Source organism: Vibrio sp. MACH09 (genome assembly GCF_033238805.1).
Lineage (GTDB): Bacteria > Pseudomonadota > Gammaproteobacteria > Enterobacterales > Vibrionaceae > Vibrio.
Window position 1 is genome coordinate 131,924 of record NZ_BSFZ01000001.1, and the last position, 13,719, is coordinate 145,642.

Here is a 13,719-nt window from a genome sequence, read left to right on the forward strand (position 1 = left end):
ATAAAGAGTCGTTGAGAGTAAACGAATAACAACTGCAAATAACAAAAAGGGAGCACATTACGTGTAATGCCAGTCAGTTAAGCTGATTGGCATTTTTCTTATTAACTGGATACTTCCTCGGTTTCGACTTTACCCGCCTTGGGTAAGACCTATCTTCTCGCCTGGGGGAAGCTTAAAATAACCCATCTGTTCTAATAATAGTTCATAGTGTTTAGGGATATTTCCCGGGCTCGTTAGGGGAAGTGTGGCAAAAAACTGAGTAATAGCCATCGAGCAACTGGTAAAGCTGAGTTGATTTGGCCATACACTATCAAGCTTTTTCGCTGCTGCGGTCATTCCTAGACGTATCAAGTTGTAACAAAGCAGTACCCCCCATAGTTCCTGCTCTATCATGTCTGGTCTCTTACTTCTCAGCGTATATTCACTGTTTAACAGTGACTGCTTCATTTCCCGATAACCTAGCTCAATCTCCCAGCGATAACGGTAAAGTTCAACTATCTCATCTCCGGGAAAGCGCATTTCATCTATCATAGAAGTGAGTATTCGATATTCTTTTCCGTTAATGATTTTACTTACAAGGCGTGCATCAACATACTCCGGTAACTCATTGAACTTTTTACGAGATTGCGGAGTTGTTTTAAGGCGAACACGGCAGTCATTCTTCCCTGCTCGATGCACGATTTCATAATTTAAATCTTTTCGTGCCGGAATGAGCCAGTGCCGTTCCACTCCGCTTTGATGCCAGCGATTGAGTAGTCCTAATGAGTAGTAACCTTTATCAAATATGGTTAATGAATGCTCTGGCGTAGCTTCAATAAGTTGCTCTGCCAGTACCATTTCATTGGTACGATAACCTGAGAACGCACTGTTGATAAGCTGATGACTGGTGAGTTCCATATGACAGACCATACGGATTTGAGGATAAGTATTCTCGCGATGTTGATTACTTTGAGTTTCGAACACCTTATGATTTTCTGCTGTATCAGCAGTTCGCCATACAACACCGTCAACAGCGAGAAGATTGAGCCCAGCCCACGTTTCGAATGAGTTCGTCTCGTATCCATGCTGAGAAACAGCTTTAAAAACTTCTTTTACAGCGTCAGAGCCTAAGCGCTGTCTTGCCTGAACTAAAGCGCTAGGAGCGACAAGTGGTTTTTTATCTGGCAACATAATATCCATCTGAGTAGCAATATCCCAGACCGATTTCTGTCGGTACAGAGCCATTCCAATAATTGACCACAGAACTGTTTCCAGTGGTAAGCGTCGCTTTCTAATAGTAGCTACTCCAGCCTTCTCAAAACCTTGTTGAATAAGCTCTGGAGATAATAACTCAGCATATTTTTCAAATGTACTGAAGGTATTACAAGACTTAAAAGCTGTTGCTAGTTCGCTCTCAAAACGCATAAAAAAATCCGATATCAATTAACCGATATCGGATTCTTACACACTGACAGGATCGTTCAATTGATCTTGTAATTAATGCCTTAACTGATCGGCATTACACATTACGTGCTCCCTTCTGTTTGGTCTCGTTATCGGTTAACTATTTGGATCAATGTCCGGTAGCCCGTCTACGTCGTTGTGATGATGGTGCTCATCATCTTGGTTATGGTTGATGTTTGCATCATGGTGTTCCAGCGCGTCTGACATATCCAAGTGCGCTTGGTCATGTGTTACTGCATCTGGTTGGTCGACTTGTGCAAGTACGATATCCATATCCGCAGGTTGATCATGAACCGTTGTCGATGTCGCATCGGGTTTAATGCCCAATGCATCCAGATAAGCTGCTGCACCATGGTGGCTGGTTTTCTGATCGGGTTCTTGATGGGTCTGTTGGGTTAAATCCAGATTACTATCATCGCTTAGCGTGACGGTAAAGTCGGCGTGTGAAGCCATGTCTGGCTCGTCATGTTGAACAGGAGGCGGTGGTGGGGGAGCAGGGTGTGATGTATGGACCAAAGGTGTGATTGTCATATCAACCACTTCAGTTCCAACTGTCAGCTTTCCACTATGTCCAGGCCCATGACTGAGTATCTGGATATTCACATGGGCGACAACTTCATCTTGATTTGTCCCTTGCAATGCCACTTCAAATTTATCTTCATGTTGACCGATACCAGAAGCGCTGCCATGAGGGCCCGTGTGAACTTGGGCTTGCTCTTGATAATGTAAATGACCAGTCTGAGGGTCAATAGTTAATGTCCCGTATTGACCATGATGACTAGTGACGTACTGTCCGTTAGGTAAATGGATTCGCCAACCGCTTTGTGCTGTTGGTACCGGAGTTAACGATGGTAATAGTGGTGGGACCCCAAGCGTGCCAGATACTTGGTGGCTTCCCGATGGTGGTCTGACAATGATCGGTTCAGGAATAGCGCTTGCAGCGAAACCTTGGCTACCTGCGGTATTACCGTGTTCGTCAGTCATTGTTGCTTGTACATTAGAACCGGGATGAACTTCAATTTGTAATCCGTGCTGTAGAGTATGAGCATCTAATACATGGTCCTGACCGTTAACGACAAGATGCTCACCGATTTTTGCATCACCAGGAGGCGTAACGGTTGCTGTGATCGTATTTGCATGGCCTCGGGCGATTTCAGCTTTACTGTATAAGTTGTCTGCCCCTGCGTTTTCAAAAGTAATCGTAGGAACGCTAACCTGTGTATCGACTTGGTAAGTAACATCTGTAGTGGCATGAGCGCTATTACCTGCGGTATCTGTTACCGCTACTGATGCCTCTATTTTTTGGTCAGCATCGGCGATGAGTTCACTGCCAGGTACGGCAATTGAATAGTGTCCTTTTGCATCGACCACGCCAGTATGCTGTGTCCCATTTACATCTAAAGTCACAATGTCGCCTGTATTAAAATCGCCAGAAACGGATCCGGTGATGTCAATGGAGCTGTTGGATTCTTGAGCATTAATCACATTGTCGGCGGTAATCGGGTCTGTTTGAATACCGACGTGTACTTGCGTATCTATATGGACAGACAGAGGCGAAGAAGTTGCAGACATCACTGACGAAGGAGCTAATGCTTTAGCGGATAGATTATGATCGCCATTCGATAAGCTGCTTACTGCCACACTATATTGTCCAGATGCATCAGACACCGCGTGTCCAACGGGTGTGGAACCATCGTAAATCGTGACTTTCGAGAATGGAATATCAGTGTGTCCGGTAATCGTTGGGGACGTGTCATTGGTCAGGTTGTCAGTGCTTGATGAACCAGAATCACTGGTTGATGCAAGATCCAGAGTCACCGTGTTCGTTGGCGCGACGTTAGTGCCTGAAGACAAGGTTGGTTGCGTCGTGGTTACCGCAGGTTGTTGAGGTACAGTCGTTGATATGACTAGACCACCCGTTGGCGACGTGGTGACATGTCCCGAGGCATCAAAGGTGATGAATTTCGAACTCTCGGCATGTTGGTCGCTCACTTTTACTTCAAACACATCCACACCATGATAGGTGTTGGTGGCAGAGTTATAACTCATTCCGGTGATTGACGTATTGGGTGTGTAGACGTAGTCACCAGTGTTTGGATCGACGGACAGTGAACCGAACTGACCCGCAGAGCTGACGACAGAGAACGTATGAGTGTCATTTACGTCTACATCAGTCTCTGTAAGCGTGCCTGTGGTAGGGGTGGTTTGCGTGACACCAAGAACGGGTTGGTCATTGGTACCATTTACAGTTACTTGTAATGTATGAGTTCCACTACCATCTTTTGAGGTAACCACCACTTGTTCTACAAATGATTCTCCTGCAGATAACTGCTGAAGGGCTTGCAGTGAATTATCAATGGTATAACTCCAGCGTCCATTTTCTAAAATATGAAAATGTCCACCATGGACTGTCGTAACATCGTCAGCTTTAAGGTAGGCTTCTCCGTGGTCAGCATCTATGACGTTAAGACGCCCACCAGCATAGAGCTCTCCTTTTGCAAAGGTACTTGTATGATCTTCGGTAACATTCTGAGTTGAAGGAAGTGAGCTTGGCATAGCATCCACTATCACCGCTTGATCGTCTTCACCGTGAATGGTCAGTTGAATTGTTTTGGTTTGGCCATCACTTGTTGTCACCTTAAATTCGTCGGTAAGTACCTCTCCGGCCTTTAAATACTCGACAAGTTTAACATTCTGATTGTTCTGACTTGCGGAATCCAGATCAAACTTATAATGACCATCTTCCCATACCGTTAGGGTTCCAAGTCCTTTCGTCCCATGGTCCATGGTAAAAGCAAAATGAGAAGAGCTTGAGTCAATGTCGGATATTTGCATTACCCCAGTTATAGGTTTCGCACCAGAAGAAACGTAACCACTCTCTATCGCTTCCGTTTCCGTAACATCTATGTCGGTAATGGTCACTTTTGCCAAATCATCAGTGCCGTGGATTGTTATTTTGATATTGTGAGATGTACCATCTGCCGAATGTACTGCGATATTGTCGAAGGCAGTTTTGTTTGCACCTAACGCTTGAACCGTCGGATTGTTATTGTCTAGATCATACGTCCAATCACCGTTGTCCTTAAGGTGTAAGGTACCTAGCGTGCCTTTAATGTCGGTATCAGAGAAGTGTGCTTCACCGGTATCAGCATCGGCGACGGTGAGGCTTCCCGATGTTTGTAAATGCGTATCTTCGGTTACCTGTCCCGAGTCTTGGCCTGCTATGGTGGCTGCATCGTCTTTACCGTCAACCCAAACCTCAACGCGTTTGGTTGTGGTAGAACCGTCGGTAGATATCGCGGTTATATTGAATCCATCAGCACGTCGCTGACCTTGCGATAAAACATTGGCTTTTGCTGGGTCCAGGTCGTAGTGCCAGGTACCGTCAGAACTCACAGAAAGCGTGCCGTACTTGCCAACCATATTACTCGCAGTGAAAGACGTGCTGTCTTTACTATCTAAGTCGTGAGCTAACAGTGTGCCACTGGTAGTTAGTTTGGTGTCTTCGATGACTGTTCCAAGCGGCGCTTGTGTGGCGTCAGGCGTATCTATGATGACATGGTCATCTGCACCATGAATCGTTGCCGTTACAGGTAGGCGAGTACCATCTGCGGTAATAAGCACCATGGTGTCTTGAAGAGAATCACCGGTGCTTAATCCTTGAATATCCGCTCGCGTATTGTCAACGGTATAGATCCATCTATCTTGCCCAGTAATACTGTTATGGGTAGTCGTAAAGGTTCCATAATGACCACTAAGGGTCATTGCAAAGTCTGCTGGAACCTTGTGTTGAATGCCATTCACTTCGATGGTTACCACGTCGGCATCATTGACCGAGTCGATGTCTTTGACATCAATGTCTTGCCAACCAGAGCTGAGCTCAACGTTACTGGATGAGCTTAGCTGGTCTTCTGTTACTGAGCCTGATGCTGAAGCAAGCGTCGACGCATCATTAACAGCAGCAAGAGACGTGTTTGCTCCCGTATGTGCAATTCCACCGTGTCTATCGGCAACATCGTAAGTAAAGTGAACCGTTCCGTTGTAATTAGGATCGGGGTTAAAGGTAAAACTGCCATCTGAATTTGATACCAAGCTACCGTGGTTTGCGGTCAAGTTTTCAACGTGTAACCAACCTCTATCGTTAGTATCAACATCTGTCGCATTAGCGATTAACTCAGCTTGTGTAATATGTATTGAAGTATCTTCCTTACCTGAAGGTAAAGAGACCTCACCACTAACGGTTGGTACATCATTATTGCCATGCACAACAACGGAGACACTTTTCGAAACATGGCTTCCATCAGTAGATACTGCCTCAACCGTAAAGTGCTCCCAATACTCGTCGCCGTCTCCTAGCTTTGTCGCTTTGCTCTGGTCAACGTCATAATGCCATTGCCCATCTGCACTTAGGTGGAACGTGCCATACTGACCGCTAATGCCACCTGTTGGTGTTTGTGTCCAGCTCACCGTATCGTGGAGATCAACATCGTGTGCGACTACATTGCCGGAAACTGAAGCGCCTGTTTGGGCATTTTCGACGACATGACCCAGTTCTGAATTGGAATCGATGACGACCCCATCCTCTGTGCCGTTAACCTTAACCGTAATAGGAAATTCAGTACCATCGGTTGCTATTAGCTTTATAGATTCGGTTAATGATTCGCCATGCTTTAATTCTTGAACATGAACATTATTATTGTCGCCAATATAACTCCAAGAGTGCTCACCTTGATGAGGTCCACTTGCGATAGTGTGGAACTGGAATCTGCCATAAGGAGTCGTAACATCTAGGTCACTGCCTATATTCCATGTGTATTGTTTGTCTGCAAATTCGACCGTGACTTGAGTGTTAGGGCTGTCTACATCCGTAATTTGTAGCGCTTGCCAATCAACAGCGTCCATAATATAGGGATTCGTATAAACAACAGTGGCTACATCTTCAGTCGCTACACCATGGTCAACGCCAGAAATAATGGTTTTGTCATCGACTGCGGCAAGTGTCGTACTCGCTCCGGTATGCGTAACCCCGCCGTGTGCATCTTTGACGTCATAGGTGAAGTGTACATCGCCGTTGTAGTCTTTTTCTGGGGTAAAGGTGAAGGTGCCATCGGCATTGTTTAAAATGGAACCATGGTCAGCATGAAGATTTTCAATAGACAGTAATCCGGCATCATTTTTATCGACATCGACGGTATTCGCTAATAGTTGAGTTGTAGTAAGAGTTTGGCGAGTATCCTCGCTACTACTTTGTAGCACCACTTCTGAAGAGCAATATGGCCTGTCGTTACTGCCATGAATAGTGATGACGATGTCGTGAGTTGTGCCATCTTTTGAGTGAATAGTAATCGTGTCGGTTAGACTTTGGCCTTCACCGAGCTGGTCAATAGCAGTGCCACGAGTTGTCGTAGTACCGCCAATAAGTGCTCTGTGCCCTGCATCAGCATGATAATGCCAAGTACCATCAGTGAGTAATACTAAGTCACCATAGGTACCGTGATAGTCATAACCATTGCTACCTTGGTGCACAAATTCTGCTTCGCCAACATCGGGATCTGTGATGGTTAGCTTGCCATCAGCATACAGTGGTTTATTGCCAAGTGTGGCTATGCCTGGTTGGGCATAGTCAGGTGACATGTCCACGCCCGCAGTATTCTCGGATATCGATCCTGTATCAATGCCAGCGATAGTCGCTGTATCGCCAACCGCCGAGAGTGTCGTTGATGCGCCAGTGTGCGCCACTCCACCATGGGCATCTTTGACGTCATAGGTGAAGTGTACTTGACCGTTGTAGTCCTTATCTGGAGTGAAGGTGTAGGTGCCGTCTTTGTTGTCAACAACAGAGCCATGATCCACTTGCAGGTTATCGACAGTCAGTTGTCCTGCATCGTTACCATCAATATCAGTCGCATTGGCTAATAATTCATGAGCGGTGAAGGTTAAAGCTGTATCTTCTGTTCCTGAATTTAAGGTGACTTCACGGCTTACCACAGGTTGGTCGTTTGTGCCATTAATGGTGATGGTAATGACTTGAGGAGTTCCATCTTTAGAGTGGACAGTCACAGTGTCAGTTAGGGTTTCACCTGCCCCTAAATGTTGGATTTCAGGTTTACGGTTATCAATATAGTAGTTCCAGTTACCGACCCTATCTATTCCTAGCAGCCCGCCAAGAGAAGAGGTATAGGGTGCATACTCTGGATGTAAAGATACGGTGGCTATTGTTTTAAAGTCAAAGCCACTTTCTCCGCTATCTGGATCTATTGCATCAAGAGTACCTCTACTCTCCAGTTTGTAGGCGAAGTTGCCACCTTCAACTGCGGCATGGGCGTTTAAGTCTTCAGTTACCGAGCCTGTAATTGCTCCTTTAAATACTGCTGTATCATTGACTGCAGCAAGTATCGTATTCGCTCCGGTATGCGTAACCCCGCCGTGAGCATCTTGCACATCATAAGTGAAGTGGACTTGGCCGTTGTAATCTTTGGTTGGTGTGAAAGTGAAGGTACCGTCTTGATTATCTAGAATAGAACCATGATCGGCATGAAGATTCGTAATCGTTAGTTTGCCTATGTCGTTCGTATCTACATCTACGGTGTTTGCCAATAGCTCAGATGCACTGATGGTTTGAGCAAGATCTTCTTTACCGCTGTTGAGTTGCACCTCACCAGAACAATACGGACGGTCATTATCGCCATGAATGGTGACAACAATATCGTGTGTGGTGCCATCTGCAGATTTTACGGTGACAGTATCGGTTAGTGACTCCCCTTTGCCCAGATGGTCAATAGCTCTGCCGGTTGCATCTTGGCCGATGGAAGCAAAGTAGCTCCAGTCCCCGTTAGTTTGAAGTATGACACGACCATGTGAACCATAATAAACGCCTGTTTGGGCATAGCTTTCACCAGCATCAGCATCAACTATCGATAGGTGGCCATCGGTATGAATTTCATCGTTCCACAATTTCCCTATGTTTCCATGCATATGATCAGGTGAACGGTCATCAACATAGCCGCCAGTCATACTACCGTCTGGTGCGGTGAAAGTGTGCCCTTCATGGACATCGCCTGTCGATGTCCCTATTATCACCGCAGCATCATTGGTGCCATTCACTGTGATCGTTACTTGATGTGACGTCCCATCAGCAGAATGAACGGTAATATTATCGGTGGCGGTTGCTCCTTTTCCTAACGCTTGAACTGTAGGATTTGTGTTATCGAGGTCGTAAGTCCAAGCACCAGAATCGGTCAGATGTAGAGTCCCTCCTAAGCTGCCTGCAACATCGGTGTTTGAGAAGTGTGCTTCGCCAGTATCTACATCAGTGACAGTCAACGTACCAGAGGTTTGAAGCTGAGATTCTTCGGTGACAGCTCCTGAGCTTGTTCCACCAATAATTGCTTTGTCGTTAGTGCCGTTTATTGTAATCGTTACTTGATGAGTGGTGCCATCTGCAGAGTGAACAGTAATGGTATCGGTAGCAGTTTTATTCACGCCTAACGTTTGAACGCTAGGGTTTGTGTTATCGAGGTCATAAGTCCAAGCACCTGAACCGCTCAAATGCAGAGTACCTAAGTTGCCTACGATATCGGTGTTGGAGAAATGCGCTTCGCCAGTATCAACATCGGTTACAGTAAGGGTGCCAGAGGTTTGAAGTTGAGACTCTTCGGTTACTGAACCTGAGTTTGTCCCACCGATTACAGCGGAGTCATTAGTACCGTTTACTGTAATCGTCACTTGGTGTGGTATACCGTCAGCGGAGTGGACAGTAATAGTATCGGTGGCTGTTTTATTTGCGCCTAACGCTTGAACTGTAGGATTTGTGTTATCGAGATTGTAAGTCCAAGCACCTGAGTCGGTCAGATGTAGAGTCCCCAAGTTGCCTACGATATCTGTGTCGGAGAAGTGTGCTTCGCCAGTATCTACGTCAGTGACAGTCAACGTACCGGATGTTTGCAATTGAGACTCTTCGGTGACAGTTCCTGAGTCTGTTCCACCAATAACTGCTTTGTCGTTAGTCCCATTGATCGTAACCATAACTTGATGCGCTGTGCCGTCGGCTGAGTAAACAGTGACTATGTCTGTCGCAGTCGAACCTTGGCCAAGCCCTTGAACTACAAAGTTATTGCTGTCTAAATTGTATGTCCACGCACCGTCTTTGGTGATGCTGAGCGTGCCGAAATTGCTAGTTACTTGTGAGGCTTGAAAGTGGTCTTCTCCAAGATCAGAGTCCGTTACCGAAAGCTGTCCTTGGACTTGCGTTGTTAAATCTTCAGTTACCGTGCCAGCATCCACGCCTGTAATCACGGCATTGTCGTCGTTCCCGCCGATCGTCATATCGATCGTTTGCGGTGTGCCATCTTTGGTGTGAATTGTGAAACTTTCATGCAGTGAAGTCGCCCCGATTAGCGCTTGAACGTTAGAAAGAGAGTTATCAACTTGATACTGCCAGTGTCCATCAGAATCGATAGTTAATGAACCATACTTCCCAGAGATAACTTCCGGCGTAACCGAACTTTCATTTTGATCAGGGTCTATGACATCAATTTTACCGTTCGCATGTAACAAGCCTTGTGAATCAATATTGTGATCTTCTGTGACGACACCTGTTAAGTCTCCAGAAATACTTGGCGTGTCTTGCTTACCCGTGACCGGAACTTGAACAATGACGCTCGAGCCGTTAGATAGATGCAACAAGAAATGATCAGTACCTTGTTGGTGCTGATTCAACAGTATGTATTGAGGCGATTTTGGGTTTAATACAAACGTGTATTGACCATTTGCATCAACATGAAGCTCTCCGTAGGTACCTTTTATGACTTCTGGCATGAAGGTGACGGGTAAAGCGGTCGTTGTAGGCGCATTCGAATGAGTCGGCTGACCGTTACTTCCTGATGAGATAGTCGGCATCGATACCGAAGGAATGTAATGGACTTGCGGGTGAGAAAGCGTCGATAAATGATGAGAAGGAACCAAGTGAGAGCTCGAGCCATGGGGAGCGTGGCTTGCACTTAAGGTAGAGTTTACGTCGCTGTCGCTCGTTTGAGTCTCTTGATGAGTAACCGCTGATGAGTCCATTTTTCCATGGTGGTCGCTGGAATCTTTTGCTGTCACGTTATTTGCGGCTACTTGATCTGCGTTATCACCGGAATTGTCTACATCCTCGGCAGCTGCGTGTTTAGCCAATGATGGCAGTATCATCATGAGTGATTGAAAAAGCGGGATATTAACTTTTAGGTGTGAATGCAGTCTGAGCTTCTTTTTTTTGGTTGGTTTCTTTTGTTCTAGCTCGTTACTTTTCTTATTTTTGATTTCTGTATTTTTCTTGTTTGCTTCGACGTTTTTTTTGTTAGCCATTTTTCTCATCCGTGAATCGTGGTTGCACTATTTTAAGTAAAATACACAGATAGATGTTTCGCTAGCTAATTGGATAATTTTTAAAGAAAAAAACCAGAAATTGAGACGGTTCTACGTTTTAGGTATCAATGGATGCAAGCAACTATGTATTTGAATACTCTGATCAGCGTTTAACCGACCAGCTTGTTTACATATATATTGGATTCAATGAGTGGGCAGCAGTTGTTACTTTCAAGATGTAGTAACAGAGTGAAAGGGGTCTCCTGATCAGGAGTTTAGTATTACAAAAAGTAATCTATATAATACTAATTTAGTAAAGTCACTAAATCACTTTTGTCCAGAAACGTGTTAATGATCACCAAGCGATTCTGTGATCACCAAGCGATTTTGTCGTACTACTAAATCAAAAATGTTAGATTATGTATGAGTCCGCACATTTAAAAAGAGGATGCCAGTGGCGTCCTCTTTTTTTTGCTTATGTCTAAATGACAATGTGATTCTTAACTAGCTCAGTGACTTTTTCTAGGGCTTCTTTGCGCTCTTCCAAGTAGTCATATCGATCATAGATACCTTCAACACCTTTCAGCTTGTGATTTAAACAGCGCTCGGCGATATGGCTAGGCACTTTGACTGAAGCAAGTAAACTACGGCAGGTTCGGCGTAGATCGTGAACCGCAAAGTGTTTGATATCGCCCATTTTATTTGGTGGTTGTACCTTACGACCGGGCTCTCGACCAAATAGCTTTGAAATAGCCCTGTTCAGTGTGTCTTTGCCCATGTGAGGTACTTTGCTTTCCCTTCTGTTTGGGAAGATGTACTCCGAACGACAAGCTCGCATATGCAGTTCTTTAAACCACTCTACGCACAGCTCTGGAAGCGGAATAGTGAAACCTGTCCCAGATTTGCTCCGCTCCGCTGGTAGGTGCCATAAAGCATTATCTAGATCGAACTCAACCCATTTTGCTTCTGTTAGCTCTGATTTACGAACGCCAAGACAAAGAAGCAGTGCACAAGCTAGGTAGTTGTCTCGATTGAAGCTGTAAATGTTTTGGTTGAAGACGGAAAAAACATGTTTAATATCTTCCAGTTCTAAGACCCGATCTCGACTTTCTTCAATGCCACCAGCATCATAGTTAGAAAATGCTAGTGCAGGGTTAGACTCAATAACACCAATCTTCATACCGTGTTTAAAAAGCTGCTTACAATACATTAGCGTGTCGTTAGCTGTGGTTGGACGGCCACTGTCAGCGACTATTTGGATGATGTTACGGATATCTAAAGGTGTGACACGTTTCAACGTGTATTGACCAATTTGTGGAGAGATCTCTTTCTGATAGATACGCTTAGGTATATTGGGGTGCTTGAGCCTTTTGGATAGCTCCTTGTACCAGTCTTCGAAGAGGTCATCGATTATTTGTATATCGGCTTGCTTACTCCGTTTTCTTTCTGCAATTGGGTTAATCCCTTCGCTTATTTGCTTTCGAAGCTCAGATGCTTTCAACCTTGCATCTGCAAGAGAAAGTTCATCGACCTTGCCAATAGTCACCTCCTTTCTTTTCTTAAAAAGGGTGTACCTTAGCATCCAGTATGGTCGACCTATTCTAGGAATCATTAGATAGAAACCATCACCATCGGCATGACGACCCGTTTTTTGGTCTTTTACTATCGCCTTAACTTGGTTAACGGTGAGATTACCCATCTGTATCTCCTTGAATTTAGAGTTCTAATCGAAGTTATCATTACATTACCACTCCAGAAGTGGGGAGTATGTGGTGGTATTTATACTACGGTGGGGAGTAAATAGCAAAGTGCTACCCACGATACTCCCCGTTTGTTCGTGGCTGCTGATGAATTTCATGAATGTGTATGGATGGTAAAAATAACAAAGCCCTTATAAATAAAGGCTTTTTGGAAGTGTGTGGAGTGGAGGGGAACCTATTCTATATTCTGGATCTGCTCGCGCATTTGCTCGATTAATACTTTCAACTCGACACCTGACGCGGTGATATCTGTGCTGATGGATTTCGATGCCAGTGTATTAGACTCACGATTGAACTCTTGCATCATAAAGTCTAGGCGGCGTCCAACAGCCCCACCTTTGTTAAGAATGTTTTTGGTTTCTTTAACATGGGAGTCTAGACGATCTAGCTCTTCTGCTACATCCACTTTTTGTGCCAGTAAGATCAGCTCTTGCTCAACTCGGTTGGCTTCAAGCTCTATTTTTGCATCTTCAAATTTGCTGATTAGACGCTCTCGTTGCCACTCTAATATTTCCGGCATGCGAGAACGAACGTTTATTGCTTCTGATGTGATGGCGTCTAAGCGCTGTTCGATCAGTTCACGCATGTTGGAACCTTCACGAGCACGAGCATCAATAAAGTCTTTAATGGCGTCTTCAAAAGCAGACAATAACTCTTTGTTAATGGAGTCCATGTCTTGCTCTGGCGTTTCCATTACACCCGGCCATTGCATTACTTGAAATGGATTAATTCGGTTAGATTCACCTGTCATGGATGAGATTTGATTGGCGGCATTGATCACCTGCTGAGCAAGTGATTCATTGATAGTAAGCTCCCCTTTCGCGGCTGGGTTTGCTTCAAATCTCAGGTGGCATTCAACTTTTCCACGAGCCAGACGTTTGCGAAATCGCTCTCTTAGAATGGGCTCTAAGCTACGAAACTGTTCTGGTAGGCGAAAGTAAGTCTCTAGATAGCGCTGATTTACAGAGCGAATTTCCCAGATTGCACTTCCCCAGTCACCTTTCACTTCTTTTCGGGCATAAGCCGTCATGCTGTAGATCATTGAATTACCTTTTGGATTTACTTGGGTTGAATAGATGAAAATGTTGCGGCAATGGTAGCACAGAAGACAGGGTTGCGTTACTTCCAAGACGGGAATCTTTTGGGGATAGGAAGACGAAGGTATTTCTTA

Annotated in this window: 3 protein-coding genes and 1 pseudogene; all 4 read right to left on the minus strand. The window is 45.0% G+C overall.

Annotated elements, in window-relative coordinates:
- Window positions 1-73: 73 nt before the first annotated feature.
- Window positions 74-1,404, minus strand: a pseudogene (locus tag CHJ_RS00600) (IS4 family transposase).
- A gap of 135 nt (window positions 1,405-1,539) precedes the next feature.
- Window positions 1,540-10,788 (minus strand): VCBS domain-containing protein, encoded by a 9,249-nt coding sequence (locus tag CHJ_RS00605; RefSeq protein WP_317916605.1) that lies wholly within the window; start codon window positions 10,786-10,788, stop codon window positions 1,540-1,542.
- 481 nt (window positions 10,789-11,269) lie between these two features.
- On the minus strand, window positions 11,270-12,487 hold the full coding sequence (locus CHJ_RS00610) for a tyrosine-type recombinase/integrase (RefSeq protein ID WP_317916606.1): 1,218 nt from the start codon (window positions 12,485-12,487) through the stop codon (window positions 11,270-11,272).
- A 236-nt stretch (window positions 12,488-12,723) separates the two neighbouring features.
- Window positions 12,724-13,590: a YicC/YloC family endoribonuclease gene (locus CHJ_RS00615; RefSeq protein WP_171753506.1), complete on the minus strand. Its 867-nt coding sequence runs from the start codon at window positions 13,588-13,590 to the stop codon at window positions 12,724-12,726.
- Window positions 13,591-13,719: the final 129 nt, after the last annotated feature.

Coding starts and splice junctions, on each gene's coding strand:
- CHJ_RS00605 (WP_317916605.1), bottom strand. CDS start 10,788: ATGGCTAACAAAAAAAACGTCGAAGCAAACAAGAAAAATACAGAAATC.
- CHJ_RS00610 (WP_317916606.1), bottom strand. CDS start 12,487: ATGGGTAATCTCACCGTTAACCAAGTTAAGGCGATAGTAAAAGACCAA.
- CHJ_RS00615 (WP_171753506.1), bottom strand. CDS start 13,590: ATGATCTACAGCATGACGGCTTATGCCCGAAAAGAAGTGAAAGGTGAC.